The sequence below is a fragment of the Amycolatopsis umgeniensis genome (assembly GCF_014205155.1).
GTDB lineage: Bacteria > Actinomycetota > Actinomycetes > Mycobacteriales > Pseudonocardiaceae > Amycolatopsis > Amycolatopsis umgeniensis.
The window spans coordinates 2,317,199-2,337,022 of record NZ_JACHMX010000001.1; the positions used below are offsets into that span (position 1 = coordinate 2,317,199).

Here is a 19,824-nt window from a genome sequence, read left to right on the forward strand (position 1 = left end):
CGGCCGAAGCGAGGGCCGCGGTGACGGAGCGTCACCGCGTTCCGGTGAGCAATTCCCCGAGTGCTTCGAGCACCGGCTCGAGCACGCGCACCTCCGTGCTCACGCATTCGGTGATGCCCGCGCCGACGACCTCGAAGCCGCTCAGCCCGCGAAGCATCGCCACCAGACGCTCGATCGTCAAGCCACCGGGCTCCGGACAGTTCAGGCCGTCGAACTCCCCCGGGTCGAGCACGTCGAGGTCGAGATGGACGTACACCTTGTCCGCGCCGGCCAGCCCGGCGGCGACGTCGGCGGATTCGACGACGAGCCCGCGATCGACAGCGTCCCGCTCGGCGTCGTCGAAGGCCCGTGTCCCGGCGAGGACGACGCGGCCGGGTTCGACCGGCGGGTTCGCGGCGAAGTCCGGGTCGCCCTCACCGAGCAGCGAACGCAGCACCATGCCGTGGAACGCGCCCGACGGCGACGTCTCCGCGGTGTTGAGGTCCGCGTGGGCGTCGAACCAGGCGACGCCGAGACCGGGGCCGAAGCGGTAGCGCGCGACACCGATCGGGATCAGTTCGACGCCGCAGTCGCCGCCGATGGTGAGCACCGGGCCGCCCGGCGCCTCCAGCGCGGCGAGCTGCGCGGCCCGGTTCCCGCCGGTGAGCACCTCGCGGTTGGCGATCCCGTCGGCCACGGGCGAGGTCTCCCGGGTCTGCCGGATGTGGTGCACCGGCACGCCCAGCACGTGACCGGCCAGCTCGGCGAGCGCGACGCAGCCTTCGGGCAACTCCGGCGCGCGCTTGCTCAGCGCGCCCTGAAACTGGGGTACGGCGTTGATCAGCACCCGACCACGTTAGCGGCGACCGCAAGTCCGTGAAGGCCTCCTTGAGGGACACTGGGTCCCTCAAGGAGGCCTTCACGGACCGCTGCTCACTCCAGGACGAGCAGCAGGTCTCCGCCTTCGACCTGCTGGACGGCGTTGATCGCGCGCCGCGACACCTTGCCACCGGAGGACGCGGTGATCGACGCCTCCATCTTCATCGCCTCGATGGTCGCGACCGTCGCACCGGCCTCGACCTCGTCGCCCTCGGACACCTGCAGCGTGACCACGCCCGCGAACGGCGCGGCGATCTGCTTCGGGTCACCCTTGTCGGCCTTCTCCGTGGCCGGGATGTCCGACGCGATCGAGGTGTCGCGGACCTGGATCGGGCGCAGCTGGCCGTTGAGCGTGGACATCACCGTGCGCACGCCGCGCTCGTCGGCCTCGCCGATGGCCTCCAGCTCGATCAGCAGCCGGACACCCTGTTCCAGGTCGACCGAGTACTCCTCGCCCGGGCGCAGCCCGTAGAAGAAGTCCTTGGACGGCAGGACCGAAGTGTCGCCGTACTGCTCGCGGTGCGCCTCGAAGTCCTTCGTGGGCCCGGGGAACAGCAGCCGGTTCAGCGTCTGGCGCCGGTTCTCGGCCAGCCCCTTGCGGTCCTCTTCGGACAGTTCCTGCACCGGCTTCGGCTGCGCGCGACCCTCGAGGGCCTTGGTGCGGAACGGCTCCGGCCAGCCGCCGGGCGGGTCGCCCAGCTCGCCGCGCAGGAAGCCGATCACCGAGTCGGGGATGTCGAACTTGTTCGGTTCCGCCTCGAAGTCCTCCGGCGAGACACCGGCGCCGACGAGGTGCAGCGCGAGGTCACCGACCACTTTGGACGAAGGCGTGACCTTCACCAGGTGCCCGAGGATCCGGTCCGCGGCCGCGTACATCGCCTCGATGTCCTCGAACCGCTCGCCGAGGCCGAGCGCGATCGCCTGCGTGCGCAGATTCGACAGCTGCCCGCCGGGGATCTCGTGGTGGTACACGCGCCCTGTCGGCGAAGCGAGACCGGCCTCGAACGGCGCGTAGATCTTGCGCACGCTCTCCCAGTACGGCTCCAGGTCGCCGATGGCCTGCAGGTCCAGTCCGGTCGGCCGCTCCGAGTGGTCGGTGGCGGCGACGAGCGCGGAAAGCGACGGCTGCGAAGTCGTGCCCGCCATGGACGCGACGGCACCGTCGACGGCGTCCGCCCCGGCCTGGATCGCGGCGAGGTACGTGGCCAGCTGGCCACCCGCGGTGTCGTGCGTGTGGATGTGCACCGGCAGGTCGAACTCCTTGCGCAGCGCGGTCACCAGCCGCACCGCCGCCGGCGCCCGCAGCAGGCCCGCCATGTCCTTGATGGCCAGGACGTGCGCCCCCGCGCCGACGATCTGCTCCGCCAGCTTGAGGTAGTAGTCCAGCGTGTACAGCTTCTCGGCCGGGTTCGAGAGGTCCGAGGTGTAGCAGAGCGCCACCTCGGCGACCGCGGATCCGGTCTCGCGGACGGCCTCGATCGCCGGGCGCATCTGCTCGACGTCGTTGAGCGCGTCGAAGATCCGGAAGATGTCGATGCCGGTCGCCGTCGCCTCCTCGACGAAGGCGTTGGTCACCTCGGTCGGATACGGCGTGTAGCCGACGGTGTTGCGGCCGCGCAACAACATCTGCAGGCAGATGTTCGGGACCGCCGCCCGCAGCTTCGCCAGCCGCTCCCAGGGGTCCTCCGCCAGGAACCGCAACGCGACGTCGTAGGTCGCGCCGCCCCAGCACTCCAGCGAGAGCAACTGCGGCGTGGTCCGCGCGACGACGGGCGCGACGGCGAGCAGATCCTTCGTCCGCACGCGGGTGGCGAGCAGCGACTGGTGCGCGTCGCGGAAGGTGGTGTCGGTGACGCCGATGGTCGGCGACTCCCGCAGCCAGCGCGCGAAACCGTCCGGGCCGAGCTCGTCGAGCTTCTGCTTCGATCCGGGCGCCGGCTCGAGGTCCTTGGGCAGCTTCGGCAGCTTGACCTGCGGTTCGAGGGTGCGCGGACGCTCGCCGTGCGGTTTGTTGACCGTTTTGTCGGCGAGGTAGGTCAGCAGCCTGGTCCCGCGGTCGGCCGAGTGGCGCGCGGTGAGCAGATGCGGGCGCTCCTCGATGAACGACGTCGTGACGCGGCCTTCGCGGAAGTCCGGATCGTCGAGGACGGCCTGCAGGAACGGGATGTTCGTGGCCACGCCGCGGATCCGGAACTCGGCGACGGCACGCCGCGCACGGCCGACGGCGGTCTTGAAGTCGCGGCCGCGGCAGGTGAGCTTCACCAGCAGCGAGTCGAAGTGCGCGCTGATCTCGGTGCCGGAGAACGCCGTCCCGCCGTCGAGACGGATGCCGGAACCGCCGGGCGAGCGGTACGCGCTGATCATCCCGGTGTCGGGGCGGAAGCCGTTGGCGGGATCCTCGGTGGTGATGCGGCACTGGAGGGCGGCGCCGCGCAGGTACACCTTGTCCTGCGAGAGCCCGAGGTCGTCGAGCGTCTCGCCGGAGGCGATGCGCAGCTGCGACTGGACGAGGTCGACGTCGGTGACCTCCTCGGTCACCGTGTGCTCGACCTGGATCCGCGGGTTCATCTCGATGAAGACGTGGTTGCCGTCCTTGTCGAGCAGGAACTCGACGGTACCGGCGTTGCGGTAGCCGATCTGGCGCGCGAACTTGACCGCGTCCGCACAGATCTGATCACGGAGCTCGGACGGCAGGTTCGGCGCGGGCGCCAGTTCGATGACCTTCTGGTGCCGCCGCTGGACAGAACAGTCACGCTCGTAGAGATGGATCACATTGCCCTCGCCGTCGGCGAGGATCTGGACCTCGATGTGGCGGGGCTCGACGACGGCCTTCTCGATGAACACCGTCGGGTCGCCGAAGGCCGACTCGGCCTCACGCGCGGCGGCCTCGATGGACTCACGCAGCTGCGAGGGCTCCAGGACACGGCGCATACCGCGCCCGCCACCGCCCGCGACGGCCTTCACGAAGACCGGGAAGCCGATCTCCTCGGCCGCGGCGATCAGCGCGTCGATGTCGGACGACGGTTCGGAGGAGCCCAGCACCGGCACCCCGGCCTCGCGCGCGGCCTTGACCGCACGGGCCTTGTTCCCGGTCAGCTCGAGGATGTCCGCGCTCGGCCCGACGAAGGTGATCCCTTCGTCCTCGCACGCGCGCGCGAGGTCCGGGTTCTCGGAGAGGAAGCCGTAGCCGGGGTAAACGGCGTCTGCGCCCGCCTTCTTGGCGGCCGCCACGATTTCCTCGACCGACAGATAGGCCCGCACCGGATGACCGGGTTCGCCGATCTCATAGGCCTCGTCGGCCTTCAGCCGGTGGAGCGAATTGCGGTCTTCGTGCGGGAACACAGCCACCGTGCCCGCGCCGAGCTCGAATCCGGCGCGGAACGCGCGGATGGCGATCTCACCCCGGTTGGCGACCAGTACCTTGCGGAACATGCCGGTCCTTCCCATCATCGGATCGGTAGGTGAGGCACGTTACCTGCTCGGTCCCGCAGGGCGGGAGTTGTTGCCCAGGTGATGGACGTCATCCCCTCCTGAGTTGCGTCCCCGGACTCTGCAGCAACCGGTTCGCGGTGCCCTCGTGGACACCGGTCAGGACGTCGACGGCGGCGAGGTCCACGAGTGCCTTCGTGACGTCCGCCGCGGCGACCTCGGGGTGCAGGGCGCGGTACAGCGCGGCCACGCCCGCGACATGCGCGGCGGCCGAAGAGGTCCCGCTGAGCAGCCGTCCGCCGCTGCCCCCGGCGTTGGGTCCCGGCACGTCGACGCCGGGCGCGAACAGGTCGACAACCTCGCCGTGGTTCGATGTGGAACCGATCTGGTCACTGGCGTCGGTCGAGCCGACGGTGAGCGCTTCGGTGACCCGGCCGGGTGAGAACTTCCCCGCGTCCGTGGCCTCCCCACCGGCCGGGAGGGCGACCGGGACGACCGCCGCGAGCGCGCGGACAGCGGCGTCGAGCTGGTCGTTGGGCGCACCGCCGATGCCGAGGACGGCGACTGCGGGCTGCTTCGCGTTCTGCGTCACCCAGTCGATACCGGCGATGATCTTGTCCGTCGCGCCGCCGCCCTGCGCGTCGATCACCCGGACCGGGACGATCTGCGCGGCCTTCGCGACGCCGTAAGTCCTCGACGCGGCGACACCGGCCAGGTACGTGCCGTGACCGTTGGTGTCGGAGGTGTCCGTGCCGCCGTTGAGGAAGTCCTTACCGGTCTTCACCCGGCCGCCGAAGTCCGGATGCGCCGCGTCGACACCGCTGTCGATCACGTAGACCGTGACGTCCTTGGCATCGGTCTCGTAGTGATAGAGCTGGTCGAGGCCCGTTCGCTGGTCGATCCGGTCCAGTCCCCAGTTCGGCGGGTTCTGCTGGACTTCCGTCGCGGAGGCGGGCTGCGCCACGAGCACCACTAGGGCGAGCGCGGCCATGACCCTTACCAGTCGAATGATCATGCCTCGGGCCTACGCCTGTCACCCGCGAGGGGCAACCTCAACCACTCGATCGGCTGGCGCCGGTCGGAGGTGGCCGCTGACCGTCGACTCCGGAAAGCAGACCAGCGCGTCGAAGGCGTTGACGACGTCGACGGGATTGAACATATGCGCGTGCCGGATGCTCCGGGGTCCTCCGGTCCCGCGCCGGGCGCGGAGGTCCACCAGCCCGGGGCCTTCGGCTTCGACGCTGCCCTCGGCCGGGTCGTCCAGATCCTGTTCGTACACGGTGAAACCGAGCCTCGCGGCCGGATCGGGTTTGAGGCCGGTGGTCTTCCCCTTGACCGCGGTGAGCGCGAGCGCGAAGTAGTCGTCACCGAACTCGGCGGCCAGATGCGTTCCGGCCGAAGGCGAAGTGAGCCCGGGGAACGGCGAGAACGGCACGCGCTGGAGGTGTCCGTTGTGGAGCATCACGACGATCTTCGTGTCGTCGCCGTGGAGGCGCCGGATCAGCCGGACGGTCTCGGCCATGTACGCGTCACGCGAACCGCTTTGCAGGGCGGGCGCTTCGCCGGACATCATCGCCGCCACCTCGGCGAGGTAGGCGTCGAGGCACAGCGCTCCTTCGGCGTGGTGCTCCGCGACGGCCGTGTTCCCGTAGAAGGGACACAACGAGGCGAGGTGCGACTTGAGCCGGGTGAGCGCCGCGGTCGCCTTGTCTCTTGTCACGGTGTCGAGGGCGGCGTACTTGGCGGGCGATTCCGCGCTGCTGACCGACGCGTACCCCGCGGTCGCCTCGATCGCGGCGTCGACAAGGCCCACGGCGGCTTCGTCCACAGTGGACAGGTAGGCGCGTACGGCGTCGAGCGACGGCACGGGCGAGCCCGCGGAACTCGGGACGTCGAGGCCGTAGTAGCGAACGTCACCGCGCTCGCGGAGCCAGGTCAGCATCTCGTGCGCCTCGGGCGACTCGCCGAGCGAGAAGGTGAAACCCTCGCGACCGATGTCGGCGACGTCTCCGGGAGCGCCCTCCAGCCAGTCTTCGACGATCTTGCCCTCGGCGAAACCGGACTCGAAACCGACCACCCGGAAGCCGTGGTGCTCGACGAGGTGCCGGAGCAAACGATTGCGCAGGTCCCCGAACTCGTGGAGGTGGTGATTGTTCTCGCCGATGGCGACGATCTTCGCGTCCCCGATGAGTTCGGCGATCTTCGCAAGGTCTGACATACTGACCAGACTAACGCAACAGGAGTAGCAATTGGCAACCTCCGGTACCCAGCGGCCCGGCGGCCGGACCGAACGCACGCGCCAGGCCGTCTTGCACGCCACCCTCGACCTGCTGGCCGAACGCGGGTTCAGCGAGCTGACCGTGGACGCTGTCGCCGAGCGGTCCGGAGTGCACAAGACGACCGTGTACCGGCGCTGGTCCTCACCGGACGGTCTCGTCGCCGCCGCGCTGCAGATGGGCGCGGAGGACGACTGGAAGGCGCCTGACACCGGGTCGCTCGAGGACGATCTGCACGAGGTGGCGGCGGAGGTCGTGCGGTACTTCACCGGGCCAGCGCTGAAGGAACTGCCGACGGCTTCGGTACTGGCGGCTTTCCAGTCGCCCCAAGCGGCCGAGGCACTGCACGACTTCTATCAGGACCGGCACGTGCGGATGGCGCCGATCGCGGAACGAGCCGTCGCGCGGGGCGAGGTCCCACCCGGTACGGACGGCGACGAGCTGGTGCGGGCGGTGTGCGGGCCGATGTTCTACCGGCTTTTCCTGTCGCGGGAGGACGTCACGGTGGCGGACGCGCGGGTCACGGCGCGGGCGGTGGCGTCCGCCGCGCGGGAGGGCGCTTACGTACGGGGTGACTCAGCACCGCACTCGCGTGGTCAGACCCGGAACTCGCGTGATCAGGGACCGCACTCCTGAGTGCGGCCTCCAGTCACGTGAGTTCCGTCCCTGATCACGTGAGTGCGGTCCCTGATCACGCGAGTTCCGGAGGTTGGTCACCCGCTGAGGACAGTTTTACCCTCAACCGCAAGTGTCTCCCGGGCCGAGACTGATCTCTCGTGCCGAAAGAGGGAGTCCGTCATGACCGAAGAAGTCCGGAACAGACCGCTGGAGATGCCACGCCAGCTCAAGCTCGTCCGAGGCTTCCTCTGGTTGCAGGCGGTCCTCAACATCCTCGTGAGCGCGCTCCTTACCTACCTCTCGATCAACGCCCTGGACCACGGCGACGAAGAAGCGGGGCTCGCGCTGGCGTTGGCGCTGCTCGGCTTCGTGGTCGCCATCGTGCTGATCGCTTGCGCGGTGCGGATCTCCCACGGTTCGTCCTGGGTGCGGCCGACGGTCATCGGCGTGGAGGGGCTGGCCGTGGTGATGGGCGCGATCAGCCTGTTCAGCGGCGGGGCGCCCACCCAGCTGATCGGGATCGGCATCGGGATCGGGATCATCGTCGTCCTCAACAAACCCGAGGAACGCGCCTGGTTCACCCGCTGACGAGGCGGATCCGGTAGCGCACTTCGGAAAGCGGGACGTCCTCGCCGGGCATGGTGTCGGTTTTCTTCGCCCCGTCCGGCATCCATCCCGCGGCCGAGTAGAACCGCCGGGCGCGCTCGTTGGAGTCGAGCACCCAGAGCGTCGCCTCGCGATGACCCGAATCCCGCAGCGCGGCGACGGCGGTGTCGAGCAGCAGCCTGCCCAGCCCCGTTCCCCAGCGCTCCGGCTCGAGGTAGATCGCGCGCAGTTCCCCGCGGATCCGGTCCACGGCGGTGAAACCGAGGAGCGAGCCGTCCTCGACGAGGACCAGGACGTCGTCCCGGTTCGCGGGATCGGCGAGGACCCGCTGCCACCGGCCGGCCCGGCACTCGACCGAAAGATCGCGCAGGTAGAGCTCGGGCAGCAGGCCCTGGTACGCCGACTGCCACGACCGGACGTTCACCTCGGCGATGGGCCAGGCGTCCTCGACGGTCGCGGGGCGGATCGTGGCCGTGCTCAAGCCTTCGCCGTTTTTCCGAACGCGGCGAAGGCGGTGACGGCGGCGAGCGCCAGCACCGCTCCCAAGGCGATGCCCCAGCCCGCGCCGGTCACGGACGAACTGCTCGGCAGCGCGTAAACCAGCACGCACACCATGACGATGCCGCCTCCGGTCACCCCGCCGAGGAACGCGATACCGAACGCCTCCGGACGCAGAAGCGCGCCCAGCACCGCCCCGATCAGGAAGATCACCGAGACCTCGAGGTACACCGCGCCCTCGTCGGCGCGACTCGACGAGTAGTCGATCAGCTCGCCGGCCTGGATCGCCAGCCCGGTCGTGGCGACCAGGGCGAGCACGAGGGCGGCCACGGCGAAACCGTCACGGGGTCTGCCCAGTCCCAGCCGGAAACCGCGGTCACGCCGCACCGCCACCAAGGCGCAGACCGCCGCGACGAACAGGCATCCGCCTGCGAGCACGTAGACAGGAGCGCCGAGCGGGATCGCCATGAGCAACGCCAGCCCGCAGACCGATCCTGGACCGATCATCCGGCGCGTCTTCGGGACGAACATCGCGACCGCCCCACCCGAAACGAGGGCGAAGTACGGGATCGTGGTCCAGCCTCCGTCCTCGAAGAAGTCTTCCACGTCCTTGCCGAGGGTGAACGCGATGACCACCAGGAAGATCGCGGCCGCGATCGCGAACCCGCCCGCCACCCGGGTGAACGGATCGGCCGTGGCGCGCGGTGCCACGGATTCGGCCCGCCGCGCGGGTTCGGGCGGCGGCGGGGGAACGAGAACCGGCTCGGGTTCCGGCGCGGGCGCGGGTTCCTGGACGACCTGCCCTTCGACCCGGACCGTGGTTTCACCGGTCGGCCCGGTCACGGTGACCCGCCCGTCGAAAGCCCCGATCTCCGCCAGGTCCAGGGAAATCTCGGCCCCGTCGCCGACTTCGGTCACCCGCAGCCAGGAGTGCGACGACGAGAAACGGCAGGCCCGCGCGATCGGCGGCCCTTCCAGCCGGATCCGCGCCACCGGCCGCGTTCCCCGGACGACTTCGCCGAACCGGAGTTCTCCGGGTTCGGCGCGCACCCTCGCCTCCCGCCGCGCCAGTGCCGCGGCCTCGGCGATGTGCTGGATGTCGGTCTGCGCCATCGTGGTGAGGACTTCGTGGGCTCCGATGGCGACGGGGAGGTTCTCACTCGTCAGCCGCCGCTGGAGTTCCGTCACCGCGCCGAGGCGGGTGAACATGTTCGGATCCTCGCTCGCCGCGCGCAGATCGGCGGGGACCGGCGACGGCTTGATCCGGCGGCGTCTGCTCCGGGCCAGGTACAGCTCGCCCTGCATCTCGATGTCGCGGCTGGGCGTCTGGTTCGGGTTCCGCTCGCGGACGCTGTCGAACAGATAGTCGTAAAGCTCGCTGAGCGCGATCCAGCCGTCCTCGTCGCGGTCGGCGTCCCCCGTCCGGAGACCGTCGACCAGCGCGGAAGTGAACACCGAAGGCCGGGCGTGTTCGTCGGCGAGGTGATCGCCCTCGAAGGCGTACTCGATGGAGTTCGACGCGGTGATCACCGCACGGCCGCGGCCGCCGAAACCGCCGCCGGGGAACGCGTCGAGAACGTTGACGTCCCCGGAGGCGCGCACCGCGACCCCTTGGCTGAAAGCGCCGCCGTAGCAGCAGTCCAGCAGGAGGACGATGCTCCGCGACCGGCTCATCCGCATGCAGCGCTGGACGAAATCGGCGGGGACGGCACTCGACGCCAGCCGTTCCGGCCGCGTGTTGCGGGCGGCGAAGAACAGCTCGCCCGACTCGCTTTTCAAGCCGTGGCAGGAGAAATGCACCAGCAGGACGTCGTCCGGCGCACTGTCGGCGAACAGGTCTTCGACCCGGCTCGCGATCACGTGCGCCGTCTCGTCGCGCACCACCTGGACGTCGAACTCGCTGACGCCGCGGTCGGCGAGGACCTCGGCGAGTGCCTCGGCGTCGGCCGCCGGGGACCGCAGAGAACTCAACCCGGGGTTGTCGTACTCCCCGTTGGCGATGATCAGGGCCCGCCGCTCGCCGGTCATGACGACGAATGCCTGCTCACGAAGAGGTCGACGAGTTTGTCCTGATCGGTGATGGTCGCTTCGGTCAGCTCCAGCACGTCGCCGTCGATCTCGAGGCGCACCGTGCGTTTCACCCGACCGCCGCGCGAAAGCCATTCCCGCACGGCTGCGACGACCGAGCGCAGGCCATCGGCGGATTTCCCCAGGGTGACCAGCAGCCCGCCCGCCGTCACGACGTCGAATCCGCGCGAGCCGGGCGGCGCCGGACCGGCGGGCAGCGCCTTGACGTCGGCGACCCCGCGCTCGATCAGTTCCCCACGGAGGTACCCGGCGAGTTGCTCGACGCGCTCCGCGTCGGCCCCGTCCTCACCGAGCTGGACCCGCACCGCTGACGTCATCCCCGGCCTCCCTCGCCCGCACAGAACGAGGCTGTGCGGAACAAGCACACGCCTGTGCCCGCCCGGCGGCAAGGTCCGATCGGGCAGAGATGTTCACGTCAGCTTTTTTCCAGGTACTCCACACGATCTTCGTCGACGACGTCGGCGATCATATGCGCCAGCCCCAGGTAATTCCCCAATGCCGGGTCCTTTTCGACTATTTCCAACGCACGGGCCCTCGCCTCGGCGATGACCTCTTCGTCCTGCAGCAGCGACAGCAGTTTCAGGGTCGACTTCTTCCCCGACTGCGCGGCGCCGAGGATGTCGCCCTCGCGGCGCAGTTCCAAGTCCATTCTGGACAGTTCGAAGCCGTCCGTCGTGGACTCGACGGCGGCCAGCCGCTCCCGGGTCGTCGTCCCGTCGAGGGTTTCGGTGACCAGCAGGCACAGCCCCGGCACACTGCCCCGGCCGACCCGGCCGCGCAACTGGTGCAGCTGGCTGATGCCGAACCGGTCGGCGTCCATGATCACCATCGCCGTCGCGTTCGGCACGTTCACGCCGACCTCGATCACGGTGGTCGCGACGAGCACGTCCAGGTCGCCCTTGGAGAACGCCTGCATCACGGCGTCCTTGTCGTCGGCGGGCATCCGGCCGTGCAGGGCCGCGATCTTCAAGCCCTTCAACGGTCCTTCGGCCAGCTCGGGCGCCACCTCGAGGACAGCGAGCGCCGGCCGCTTGTCGCCCTTGTCCGACGCCGGTTCGTCGCCGATGCGCGGGCAGACGATGTACGCCTGGTGCCCCTTGCCGCATTCCTCGCGGACCCGCTGCCACGCCCTGTCCAGCCACGCGGGCCGCTCCGCGACCGGCACGACCGACGTCTTGATCGGCGACCGGCCGACCGGCATCTCGCGCAGCGCGGAAATCTCCAGATCGCCGTAGACGGTCATCGCGACTGTACGCGGGATGGGCGTCGCCGTCATGACGAGCACGTGCGGGCTGGTCTCGTCGGCGCCGCGGGAGCGCAGCGCGTCCCGTTGCTCGACGCCGAAGCGGTGCTGCTCGTCGACCACGGCCAGACCGAGGTCCGCGAAGGACACCGTGTCCTGGATCAGCGCGTGCGTGCCGACGACGATCCCCGCCTCGCCGCTGACCGTTTCCAGCAACGCCTTCTTGCGTTCTTTGGCGCCCATCGAACCGGTCAGCAGGGTCACGCGCGTCGCGTTCTCCGCGCCGCCGAGCTCACCCGCCTGCCCGAGGTCGCCGAGCATCTCGCGCAGCGACCGGGCGTGCTGCGCGGCGAGGACCTCCGTCGGCGCGAGCATCGCCGCCTGCCGTCCGGAGTCCACGACCTGCAGCATGGCGCGCAGCGCGACCACGGTCTTGCCGGAGCCGACCTCGCCCTGCAGCAACCGGTTCATCGGATGCTCGGTGGACAGGTCGCGTGAGATCTCCTCGCCGATCTCCTGCTGGCCCGACGTCAACGCGAACGGGAGCCGTTTGTCGAAGGCTTCGAGGATGCCGCCTTCGGTGTGCGGACAGGCTTTCGCCGGCCGGGAGACCAGGGAATGCCGTCGCTGCGCGAAAATCAGCTGCACCGCCATGGCTTCGTCCCATTTGAGCCTGCGGCGCGCGGAGTTCAGCGCGTCCCAGCCCGACGGGCGGTGGATGCCGCGCAGCGCGCTTTCCAGACTGGGCAAGCCGTACTGGGCGAGCAGCTCCATCGGCATCGGGTCCTCGTCGACCTCAAGCACGTCCAGCACCTGGCGCACGCTCTTGGCGATCACCCAGGTCGGGATCCCCTGCGCGGCCGGGTACACGGGGATGATCTCGGCGAGGAAGTCGTCCATCGCCTCGGCCTGGCGCTCGGCGTCGAACAGCTCGTACTCAGGGTTCGCCAGCTGCAGGACGTCGCGGAAGGCGGTGACCTTGCCCGCGAAGAGGCCGTTCTTGCCGGGCACGAGGTCCTTCTCACGCCAAGCCTGGTTGAAGAAGGTGCACTGCAGGCGGCGTTTGCCGTCGGTGATCACCATTTCGAGCAAGGTGCCGCTGCGCGCCTTCATCCGGCGTTTGTTGACCCGCTCGATACGCGCCATCACCGTCGCGTGCTCACCGAGTTCGAGACCGGCGATGTCGGTGAGCTGGCCGCGTTCGGCGTAGCGGCGCGGATAGTGGCGCAGCAGATCGCTGACCGTCTCGATCTTGAGGCCCTTGGCGAGCGCCTTCGCCGTCGCCGCGCCCACGACCAGCTTGAGGTCCGCGCGCAGGTTCGTCATCCGGTCACTCCACCCCCATCAGCAGCACGGCGTCGGTCTGGCCGCCGGCGTAACTCGTCAACTCGACCTCGGGATGTTCCAGGCGGAGCTGATCGGCCAGCTCACCGGGCAACCGGACCGGGACGTCGACGCCGGTCAGCACGGTGACCAGCTCGCCGCCGAGGGCCAGCATCCGGTTCAGCACACCGACCGCCGCCGCGACCAGGCTCGTCTCCGAGGCGGGCGCGGGCTCGATCAGCACGACCTCGCCGTCGACGAGACCGACGACGTCACCGGCCTGCGCCCGGCCCACCCAGGTTAGCGACTCTTCCCGCGCGATCCGCAGCTCGCCACGCCTGGTGGCGGCGGCCGCTTCGGCCATCGCGACCACGTCGTCGTTGGTGCGGCGGTCCTTGTCGTGCACGGCCAGCGCGGCGAGCACCTGAACGGGTGACACGCACGGGATGACGACGACGTCGCGATCCGCGGCCATCGCGTGACCGGCCGCCGCGTCGGCCGCGGCGGTCAGCTGCTGACCGCCGGGGAGGACGGTGACGTGGTGCCCGGCGGCCTCGTTGATCAGGCCCAGCATCTCCTCGACCGTCGGCGACACCCCCGGCGGCACGGACAGCACCGCGACCCCCTCGGCCCGCAGCAGTTCGGCGAGCGGCCCGCCGTGGACCACGGCGACCACCGAACGGTCGATACCGCCGCCGACCTCGACCGGCGTGGGCGTGATCAACGGCTCGACCCGGACCTTGCGCGGGCGGCCCAGCTCGATCCCGGCCTCCAGGGCCGCGCCGATGTCCGCGCAATGCACGTGGACCGCGTACGCGCCGGCGCCGTCACCGGCCACCGTGACGCTGTCGCCGAGGCCGCTGAGGGTCTTGCGAAGCGCGGGGAGACTGCCTTCGTCGACGCCGTCGAGGAGGTACATGACCTCCCAGGCCGTCGGCGCGTCGATCGTGTGATGGTGATGCGCCTCGAGCGGATGCTCCGGTTCGGTGAGACCGCCGGAGATCACGCCGGAAAGGGCGTCGAGAACCGCGACCAGCCCGCGGGCACCCGCGTCGACCACCCCGGCCACCGCCAGGACGGGCAACTGCTTGGGGGTCTCTTCCAGGGCCTCGGCGGCGACGCTCGCCGCGGTGGCGGCCACCTCTTCGAGTGACCCGGTCGCGTCGCGGACTGTCGCGGCGACGGTGTGGAGGACGGTCAGGATGGTCCCGGCGACCGGACGGCTCACCGCCCCCGTGGCCGCCCTGTCCGCGCACCCGAGCGCGTCCGCGAGCCCGGGCCCGTCGAGCTCCCTCGCCGCCGCCGACTCCGCGATCCCGCGCACGACCTGCGACATGATCACGCCCGAGTTGCCCTTGGCCGCCGCGACCGCGCCCTTGGCGAACGCCGCCAGCGCCTCGGCGGTGGTCCCTGGCTCCGCCTCTGCCAGCGCGTCGCGCGCCGCCGTCATGGTGAACAGCAGGTTGGAGCCGGTATCGGAGTCGGCGACCGGGTAGACGTTGATGCCGTCGATGGCGGGCCGCAGCACCGACAGGCTGTGCACACAGGCCGCCGACCAAGCCGAGACCGCCGCCACGTCCAGCACCCGCACTCCGTAACCTCCTAGCTGTTCCAGCGAGGGTATCGACCCGGTGCCGGAGGGCTCTGAGCCACTGGTTACTATGGTCGAGTTGCCCAGCATGCTGGGCACCATTCTTTCGTCCCAGATCCAGAGGAGTTCGACGTGGCTGCCGTGTGCGACGTCTGTGGCAAGGGACCGGGCTTTGGCAAGTCGGTCTCGCACTCCCACCGGCGTACCAACCGCCGGTGGAACCCGAACATCCAGACCGTTCACGCCAAGATCGGTCTGTCCCAGCGCAAGCGCCTGAACGCCTGCACCTCGTGCATCAAGGCGGGCAAGGTCGTTCGCGGCTGAGCCGGGTTTTTGGGGAATGGCGGGTGCTCTTCGGAGCACCCGCCATTTTTTATGGGCGGGGTGGTTCCCCGTCCGGCGCCGGGTGTCTTAGGTACCTATCTGGATTCTGGTCGCTGTTGGTCGTGGGTCCGGTCCGTGAAGGCCTCCTTACCTACCCTGAAGGTAGTGAAGGAGGCCTTCACGGCCTTGCGGATCGCCACGCCTGCCCCACGCGCACCAGCAGTCACTGCGGTGCCGCGTGAAGGACCCCTTCACGCGGCTCAGCCGAGGGAACTCGACCTTCACACCTTCCCCAAGTACATGAAGGCGACCAGGGAGCCGCGCCGTGGTGGGTCGTGAGTGGCGTTTCGGGTTGGGGCCAAGCGTGTCTCAGGTACCTACGGTCGGCGGTTTCGCGTGATTGGATGGACAACTCGCGTGATTGGACGGCCGACTCGCGGTGAGACCCCGGCCGCGCGCGTGTGGCCCGTCCAATCACGCGAGTTGCCCGTCTGATCACACGTGACGTCCACGCAATCACGTGAAGTACCGAGTCGGCCGGCCACGCTCACCCCGCGCTCCCAAGTACATGAAGGCCCCCTTCATGTACTTCAAGCGGCAGTCAGGGGAGCTTCCAGTCCACGGGACCGGCGCCCTGGTCGGCGAGCAGCTGGTTCGCCCGGCTGAACGGACGCGAGCCGAAGAAGCCGGCGTGCGCCGAAAGCGGGCTCGGGTGCGCCGACTCGATGCACGGCACCTTCCCCAGCATCGGCTTCAGGTTCCGCGCGTTGCGGCCCCACAGGATCGCCACCATCGGCTCGTCCCGCGCGGCGAGGGCCTTGATGGCCTGTTCGGTGACGTCTTCCCAGCCCTTGCCCTGATGCGAGTTGGACTTGCCGGGCTGCACCGTCAGCGCCCTGTTGAGCAGCAGGACTCCCTGGTCGGCCCACGGGGTCAGATCGCCGTTCGACGGCGACGGGTGCCCGAGGTCCTCGCAGTACTCCTTGTAGATGTTGATCAGGCTCTTCGGGATCGGCCGGACGTCCGGCGCCACCGAAAAGCTCAGGCCGACGGCGTGCCCGGGCGTCGGATACGGGTCCTGGCCGACGATCAGCACCCGGACGTCGTGGAACGGCTGCTGGAAGGCCCGCAGCACGTGTTCACCCGCCGGGAGATAGGTCCGGCCCGCGCCGATCTCCGCGCGGAGGAATTCCCCCATCGCGGCGACCTGCGGCGCCACCGGTTCGAGGGCCTGCGCCCAGCCTGCTTCGACGATGTCCTGCAGCGGTCGTGCGGTCACGGCGAGCGAGCTTACCCAGGCCGGTCGAAGGTCGTTTTCCCGGCCGGTTGAGACCGCGGTCACAAGCTCGTATCCTGGCCCGGCGGAGAACGACGTTCGCGCCAAGGCGTCGTGATCTCCCCACCGGCTGCCTGCCCGGTCTAGCAGGTTTGTGAGATGTGGTGTTCCGCCTGGCCTACCTCCAAGGGTCACCCGGGGCCGGGGCACCCGAAGCACGAGCAAGCAGGTCCGCACACCAACCCTGACCGGCTGGTGGGGATGCCCCGGGACTCGTCGGCAGGTGAGGGCTGGGCTGTGCCGTTCGAGAGCTTCTTCGTCCGTCTGCTCGGGATGTCCGTTCCCGCGCTGCTGGTGACGGCGGGCATCCTCCTGCTGATCTTCCTCGCGGGCTGGCTGACCCAGCGTCAGCAGTTGCGCAACGGCAAAGGCGCCCCGTTCAAGATCAGGCTGCCCTTCTATCACGTCGAATCGGGAAAGGCCGAGGACGCGGAACCGCCGGACAAGTCCTAGTCGAGCCGCCGGAGTTCGACCCGGAACCGGGCCGCGCGCTCCACATACCCGTCGACGACGCGTTTGATCGAATCCGGTCCGAACGAAGTGTTCGGCCGCGTCTTCGCCGGGACGCCGAGCGCGATGTGGCCACTGTCCACATGAGACCCATAGGAGAGAACCGCGCCCGCGCCGACCATCCCGCCGTCCTCGACGACGGTTCCGTTCAGCACCACCGATCCCGACGCGATGAGGCAGCCTTCGCCGATCCGCGCGCCTTCGATGTGCACGGAATGCCCGACGGCGGAAGAATTCCCGATCACCGTCGGTTCCTCGCGGGTGCAGTGCAGGACACAGCCGTCCTGGACGTTGGACCGCTCGCCGATCTCGATGTAGCCGTGGTCACCGCGCAGCACGGTCTGCGGCCACACCGACGCGAACGCCGCGATGCGGACGTCGCCGATCACCGTCGCGTCGGGGTGGACGTAGGCGTCGGGGTGGATCGAGGGTTCGAGGTCGCCCAGTGCGTAGATCGGCATGCGTTCTCCTAGACCAGCGACTTGCCGTAGCAGACGCTTTCCGGTTCGTCCTTGTAGTACCCGAAACCCGGGATCTCCCGGTAACCCGCCGACAGGTACAGCGCGATGGCCTCCGGCTGTTTGTCGCCGGTTTCCAGCACCATACGCATCCGTCCGGCTTCGGCGGCCGTCCGTTCGAGGTCGGCGAGGATCGCCCGCGCGACGCCTCGTCCGCGTGCCGAGGCCATCACGAACATGCGCTTGATCTCGGCGTCGCCGGGCCGCAACGGATCCGGTCCGTCGTGCGCACGCCACGCGCCGCAAGCGACCGGGACGTCGTCGAGGTAGGCGGCCAGGAACAGCCCTCGTGGCGCGGCGAACTGCGCCCCGTCCATCGGCGTCTCGTCTTCGCTGCCGTACCGGGCGGCCAGCTCGAGCTGGGCTTCGGCCAGGAGCTTCACCGCGTCGGGGTGGTCGTAGGGCAGCACACGAAGGTCCATGAGCGCGAGGTTAGCGAGCGGCCGTGGCGCGGGGAAAGCAGAATTGGCCCAAGCGGATGTGACGTGATCGGCACTGTCGCCTCGGCCTTCCCGCGCCTTAGGTTCCGATCATGTCGATCGAAACCGGGGCGCCCCGGCGCCAGGCCCGCAACTCTGCCGCGTTCTGGGCCGCGACCGGCCGGGCCCGCGGCCACGAGGTGATCCGCCGTCGCGGCTTCCTCGCCGTCGCCGGTGACGAGCGCGCGGGGCTGCGCGTGCTGATCCAGGAACCCGGCCTCACCGCCGACGAGGTGGCGGAGATCACCGAGCTGGCCGCGCGGGCGGCCGGCCCGGTGGACGCGGAGGATCCCTTCAGCACCACCGATCTGCACCATCTCGGGGAGATGCGCAGCTGGCGGATGCCCGTCATGCTCCGCCCGCCCGGCCCCGTCGCCGAGCCCGCGATGGAGGTGGTCCGGGCGCGCACGGAGGCGGACCTGCGGGCGGCCGAACTCGTGGTGATCGCGGGCTTCGAACTCACCCGGTTCGAGCCCTACCGCGCGGGTGAGTTGTTCCCGATGGCCCTGCTCGAACAGCCGGGGGTCGAGGTGTTCGTCGCGCGGCTCGACGGCGAGGTCGCCGGGGCGGCCGTCACGGTCGTCGAGGACGGCTTCGGCAGCCACTACTGGGTCGGCACGCCGCCGGCCTTCCGCTCCCGTGGCGTCGGACGGGCCGCGATGCTCGGCTCCCTCGCGCCCTTGGCCGAGTTGCCGGTCACCCTCACCGCCTCCAAGGCGGGCAGGCCGCTGTACGAATCCCTCGGCTTCACCGTCTCCGCCGAGTCGACCTGGTGGGCCTCACGCTGACCGCTAGCGCCAGTGCTCCCAGCCGCCGTTGTGCCCGTACCGCTTCCCGTCCACCGTCACCCCCGAATCCGGCATGGTCACGACGCCGATTTCGGTCCAGCCCTCCGGCAGGTCGGCGAAAGCGGGGAAGGTCGCCGCGAACGCGTGGTCCTCGCCGCCGGTGAGGACCCACTTCAGCGGGTCCGCGCCGAGGGCGGTGCCGACCTCGGTCAGCCTGCTCGACACGTCGAGATCCGCGGTCCGCACGTCGATCCCCACGCCGGAGGCGGTGGCGATGTGACCGAGGTCGGACAGCAGCCCGTCGGACACGTCGATCATCGACGTCGCGCCGCCGTCGGCCGCGCGGACGCCCGCCTCGTAATCCGGTTCGGGACAGCGCTGCGCGTTGACCACGCTCACCGGTGAGCGGAACCCCCGCCCGAGCACGGCGAGACCGGCGGCCGCCCAGCCGAGCCGTCCGCACACCGCGACGACGTCGCCGGGACGGGCGCCGGACCGCGTCACCGGTTCCCGGCCGCCGAGGTCGCCCAGCGCGGTGACACTGATCACTATCTGGCTCGCGCTCACCATGTCGCCGCCGACGATCCCGACACCGGCGCGGTCGGCTTCGGCCCACATGCCCTTGGTGAGCTCGGTGACGAGTGACGTCTCGGTGTCCGGTGGACAGGCGAATCCCATGAGGACGGACGTCGGGCGGGCACCCATCGCGGCGATGTCGGTGAGGTTCACCGCGACCGCCTTGCGCCCCACCTGTTCGGCGCTGGACCAGTCGAGCCGGAAGTGCACGCCCTGTACGAGAACGTCGGTGGAGACCACCGTCCGCCCGTCCGGGGTGGCCACGACGGCCGCGTCGTCCCCCGGTCCGAGCAGCGTCGACTCCGGCTGTTTCCGGCCGGAGGTCACCGCCTCGATCAACCGGAATTCACCGGTCCCGGCGACCGTGCCGTCGTTCGGTGACACCCGTCACCTCCACTTTCCCTTGTCCGGACAAATGTCGATCACCGATAGTCGGAAGCCCTAGGTTTTTCCCGGGGCTGGCGATACGTTGCTACAACGTTCCTATTTTGAGCCGACTTTTACGAAGGGGCGCGCCGTGGTCCACGCATACATCCTCATCCAGACCGAGGTCGGCAAAGCCGCCGCGGTCGCCGCGGAGATCTCCACCATCTCCGGTGTCACCAGTTCGGAGGATGTCACCGGCCCGTACGACGTCATCGTCAAGGCCGCGGCCGAGACGGTCGATCAGCTCGGCCAGCTCGTGGTCGCCAAGGTGCAGAACGTGGAGGGCATCACCCGTACGCTGACCTGCCCGGTCGTGAATCTGTAAGAGGTGGTGTAG

At 69.7% G+C, this 19,824-nt stretch carries 19 protein-coding genes; 6 read left to right on the plus strand and 13 right to left on the minus strand.

Annotated elements, in window-relative coordinates:
• Nucleotides 1–31: 31 nt before the first annotated feature.
• From HDA45_RS10315 to HDA45_RS10330, 4 genes are all read right to left on the minus strand, one after another.
• On the minus strand, nucleotides 32–826 hold the full coding sequence (locus HDA45_RS10315) for an arginase family protein (protein ID WP_184894100.1): 795 nt from the start codon (nucleotides 824–826) through the stop codon (nucleotides 32–34).
• 86 nt (nucleotides 827–912) lie between these two features.
• Nucleotides 913–4,290, minus strand: a complete 3,378-nt coding sequence (locus HDA45_RS10320; RefSeq protein ID WP_184894102.1) for a pyruvate carboxylase — start codon at nucleotides 4,288–4,290, stop codon at nucleotides 913–915.
• A gap of 88 nt (nucleotides 4,291–4,378) precedes the next feature.
• Entirely contained in the window at nucleotides 4,379–5,302 is a 924-nt protein-coding gene (locus HDA45_RS10325; protein ID WP_246480664.1) for a S8 family serine peptidase, read from the minus strand.
• 18 nt (nucleotides 5,303–5,320) lie between these two features.
• Complete coding sequence (locus HDA45_RS10330; RefSeq protein ID WP_184894104.1) at nucleotides 5,321–6,505, minus strand: erythromycin esterase family protein; 1,185 nt, start codon at nucleotides 6,503–6,505, stop codon at nucleotides 5,321–5,323.
• A gap of 31 nt (nucleotides 6,506–6,536) precedes the next feature.
• Here HDA45_RS10330 and HDA45_RS10335 point away from each other — a divergent pair, with 31 nt between their 5' ends.
• Nucleotides 6,537–7,199, plus strand: a complete 663-nt coding sequence (locus HDA45_RS10335; protein ID WP_184894106.1) for a TetR/AcrR family transcriptional regulator — start codon at nucleotides 6,537–6,539, stop codon at nucleotides 7,197–7,199.
• Between the two features lie 162 nt (nucleotides 7,200–7,361).
• Nucleotides 7,362–7,769 (plus strand): hypothetical protein, encoded by a 408-nt coding sequence (locus HDA45_RS10340; RefSeq protein WP_184894108.1) that lies wholly within the window; start codon nucleotides 7,362–7,364, stop codon nucleotides 7,767–7,769.
• Here HDA45_RS10340 and HDA45_RS10345 read toward each other — a convergent pair.
• The 5 genes from HDA45_RS10345 to HDA45_RS10365 all read right to left on the minus strand — a co-directional run bounded on the left by HDA45_RS10345 (nucleotide 7,759) and on the right by HDA45_RS10365 (nucleotide 14,530).
• Nucleotides 7,759–8,268: a GNAT family N-acetyltransferase gene (locus HDA45_RS10345; RefSeq protein WP_184894110.1), complete on the minus strand. Its 510-nt coding sequence runs from the start codon at nucleotides 8,266–8,268 to the stop codon at nucleotides 7,759–7,761. The two genes, HDA45_RS10340 and HDA45_RS10345, sit on opposite strands and share 11 nt — an antisense overlap.
• Nucleotides 8,265–10,313, minus strand: coding sequence for a caspase family protein (locus HDA45_RS10350; RefSeq protein WP_184894112.1), 2,049 nt, complete (start codon nucleotides 10,311–10,313; stop codon nucleotides 8,265–8,267). Before HDA45_RS10350 ends, HDA45_RS10345 begins: the two co-directional genes overlap by 4 nt.
• Nucleotides 10,310–10,690, minus strand: a complete 381-nt coding sequence (locus HDA45_RS10355) for a hypothetical protein (protein ID WP_221471067.1) — start codon at nucleotides 10,688–10,690, stop codon at nucleotides 10,310–10,312. The genes HDA45_RS10350 and HDA45_RS10355 overlap by 4 nt, the downstream gene beginning before the upstream one ends.
• Before the next feature lie 98 nt (nucleotides 10,691–10,788).
• The gene (gene recG / locus HDA45_RS10360) at nucleotides 10,789–12,942 is read right to left on the minus strand and encodes an ATP-dependent DNA helicase RecG (RefSeq protein ID WP_184894115.1); all 2,154 of its coding nucleotides are present in this window, start codon (nucleotides 12,940–12,942) and stop codon (nucleotides 10,789–10,791) included.
• Nucleotides 12,943–12,946: 4 nt separating this feature from the next.
• Nucleotides 12,947–14,530, minus strand: a complete 1,584-nt coding sequence (locus tag HDA45_RS10365) for a DAK2 domain-containing protein (protein ID WP_184894117.1) — start codon at nucleotides 14,528–14,530, stop codon at nucleotides 12,947–12,949.
• A gap of 132 nt (nucleotides 14,531–14,662) precedes the next feature.
• Between HDA45_RS10365 and rpmB the strand changes: the two genes are divergently transcribed.
• The gene (gene rpmB / locus HDA45_RS10370) at nucleotides 14,663–14,854 is read left to right on the plus strand and encodes a 50S ribosomal protein L28 (protein ID WP_007031450.1); all 192 of its coding nucleotides are present in this window, start codon (nucleotides 14,663–14,665) and stop codon (nucleotides 14,852–14,854) included.
• A 601-nt stretch (nucleotides 14,855–15,455) separates the two neighbouring features.
• Here the strand turns inward: rpmB and HDA45_RS10375 are convergent.
• Nucleotides 15,456–16,133 carry a uracil-DNA glycosylase gene (locus tag HDA45_RS10375; protein WP_184894119.1) on the minus strand — a complete coding sequence of 226 codons (678 nt, stop codon included), beginning with the start codon at nucleotides 16,131–16,133 and terminating at the stop codon, nucleotides 15,456–15,458.
• 294 nt (nucleotides 16,134–16,427) lie between these two features.
• Here HDA45_RS10375 and HDA45_RS10380 point away from each other — a divergent pair, with 294 nt between their 5' ends.
• Nucleotides 16,428–16,643: a hypothetical protein gene (locus tag HDA45_RS10380; protein ID WP_184894120.1), complete on the plus strand. Its 216-nt coding sequence runs from the start codon at nucleotides 16,428–16,430 to the stop codon at nucleotides 16,641–16,643.
• Here HDA45_RS10380 and HDA45_RS10385 read toward each other — a convergent pair.
• Together HDA45_RS10385 and HDA45_RS10390 are read right to left on the minus strand one after the other, a co-directional pair.
• Nucleotides 16,640–17,161, minus strand: a complete 522-nt coding sequence (locus HDA45_RS10385) for a gamma carbonic anhydrase family protein (protein ID WP_184894122.1) — start codon at nucleotides 17,159–17,161, stop codon at nucleotides 16,640–16,642. The genes HDA45_RS10380 and HDA45_RS10385 overlap by 4 nt on opposite strands.
• Nucleotides 17,162–17,169: 8 nt before the next feature.
• On the minus strand, nucleotides 17,170–17,640 hold the full coding sequence (locus tag HDA45_RS10390; protein ID WP_184894125.1) for a GNAT family N-acetyltransferase: 471 nt from the start codon (nucleotides 17,638–17,640) through the stop codon (nucleotides 17,170–17,172).
• A 110-nt stretch (nucleotides 17,641–17,750) separates the two neighbouring features.
• On the opposite strand from HDA45_RS10390, the gene HDA45_RS10395 reads away from it, so the two are divergent.
• Nucleotides 17,751–18,485 (plus strand): GNAT family N-acetyltransferase, encoded by a 735-nt coding sequence (locus tag HDA45_RS10395; protein ID WP_184894127.1) that lies wholly within the window; start codon nucleotides 17,751–17,753, stop codon nucleotides 18,483–18,485.
• A gap of 3 nt (nucleotides 18,486–18,488) precedes the next feature.
• Here the strand turns inward: HDA45_RS10395 and HDA45_RS10400 are convergent, their stop codons facing one another.
• Nucleotides 18,489–19,445 (minus strand): thiamine-phosphate kinase, encoded by a 957-nt coding sequence (locus HDA45_RS10400; RefSeq protein ID WP_184894129.1) that lies wholly within the window; start codon nucleotides 19,443–19,445, stop codon nucleotides 18,489–18,491.
• Between the two features lie 133 nt (nucleotides 19,446–19,578).
• Between HDA45_RS10400 and HDA45_RS10405 the strand changes: the two genes are divergently transcribed.
• Nucleotides 19,579–19,812, plus strand: coding sequence for an Lrp/AsnC family transcriptional regulator (locus HDA45_RS10405; protein ID WP_101609830.1), 234 nt, complete (start codon nucleotides 19,579–19,581; stop codon nucleotides 19,810–19,812).
• The last annotated feature ends 12 nt before the right edge of the window (nucleotides 19,813–19,824 follow it).

Bases quoted from the DNA above. Each gene is read 5' to 3' on its own strand.
- HDA45_RS10320 (WP_184894102.1), bottom strand. From the start codon at position 4,290: ATGTTCCGCAAGGTACTGGTCGCCAACCGGGGTGAGATCGCCATCCGC.
- HDA45_RS10325 (WP_246480664.1), bottom strand. From the start codon at position 5,302: ATGATCATTCGACTGGTAAGGGTCATGGCCGCGCTCGCCCTAGTGGTG.
- HDA45_RS10330 (WP_184894104.1), bottom strand. From the start codon at position 6,505: ATGTCAGACCTTGCGAAGATCGCCGAACTCATCGGGGACGCGAAGATC.
- HDA45_RS10340 (WP_184894108.1), top strand. From the start codon at position 7,362: ATGACCGAAGAAGTCCGGAACAGACCGCTGGAGATGCCACGCCAGCTC.
- HDA45_RS10350 (WP_184894112.1), bottom strand. From the start codon at position 10,313: ATGACCGGCGAGCGGCGGGCCCTGATCATCGCCAACGGGGAGTACGAC.
- HDA45_RS10355 (WP_221471067.1), bottom strand. From the start codon at position 10,690: ATGACGTCAGCGGTGCGGGTCCAGCTCGGTGAGGACGGGGCCGACGCG.
- recG (WP_184894115.1), bottom strand. From the start codon at position 12,942: ATGACGAACCTGCGCGCGGACCTCAAGCTGGTCGTGGGCGCGGCGACG.
- HDA45_RS10385 (WP_184894122.1), bottom strand. From the start codon at position 17,161: ATGCCGATCTACGCACTGGGCGACCTCGAACCCTCGATCCACCCCGAC.
- HDA45_RS10390 (WP_184894125.1), bottom strand. From the start codon at position 17,640: ATGGACCTTCGTGTGCTGCCCTACGACCACCCCGACGCGGTGAAGCTC.
- HDA45_RS10395 (WP_184894127.1), top strand. From the start codon at position 17,751: ATGTCGATCGAAACCGGGGCGCCCCGGCGCCAGGCCCGCAACTCTGCC.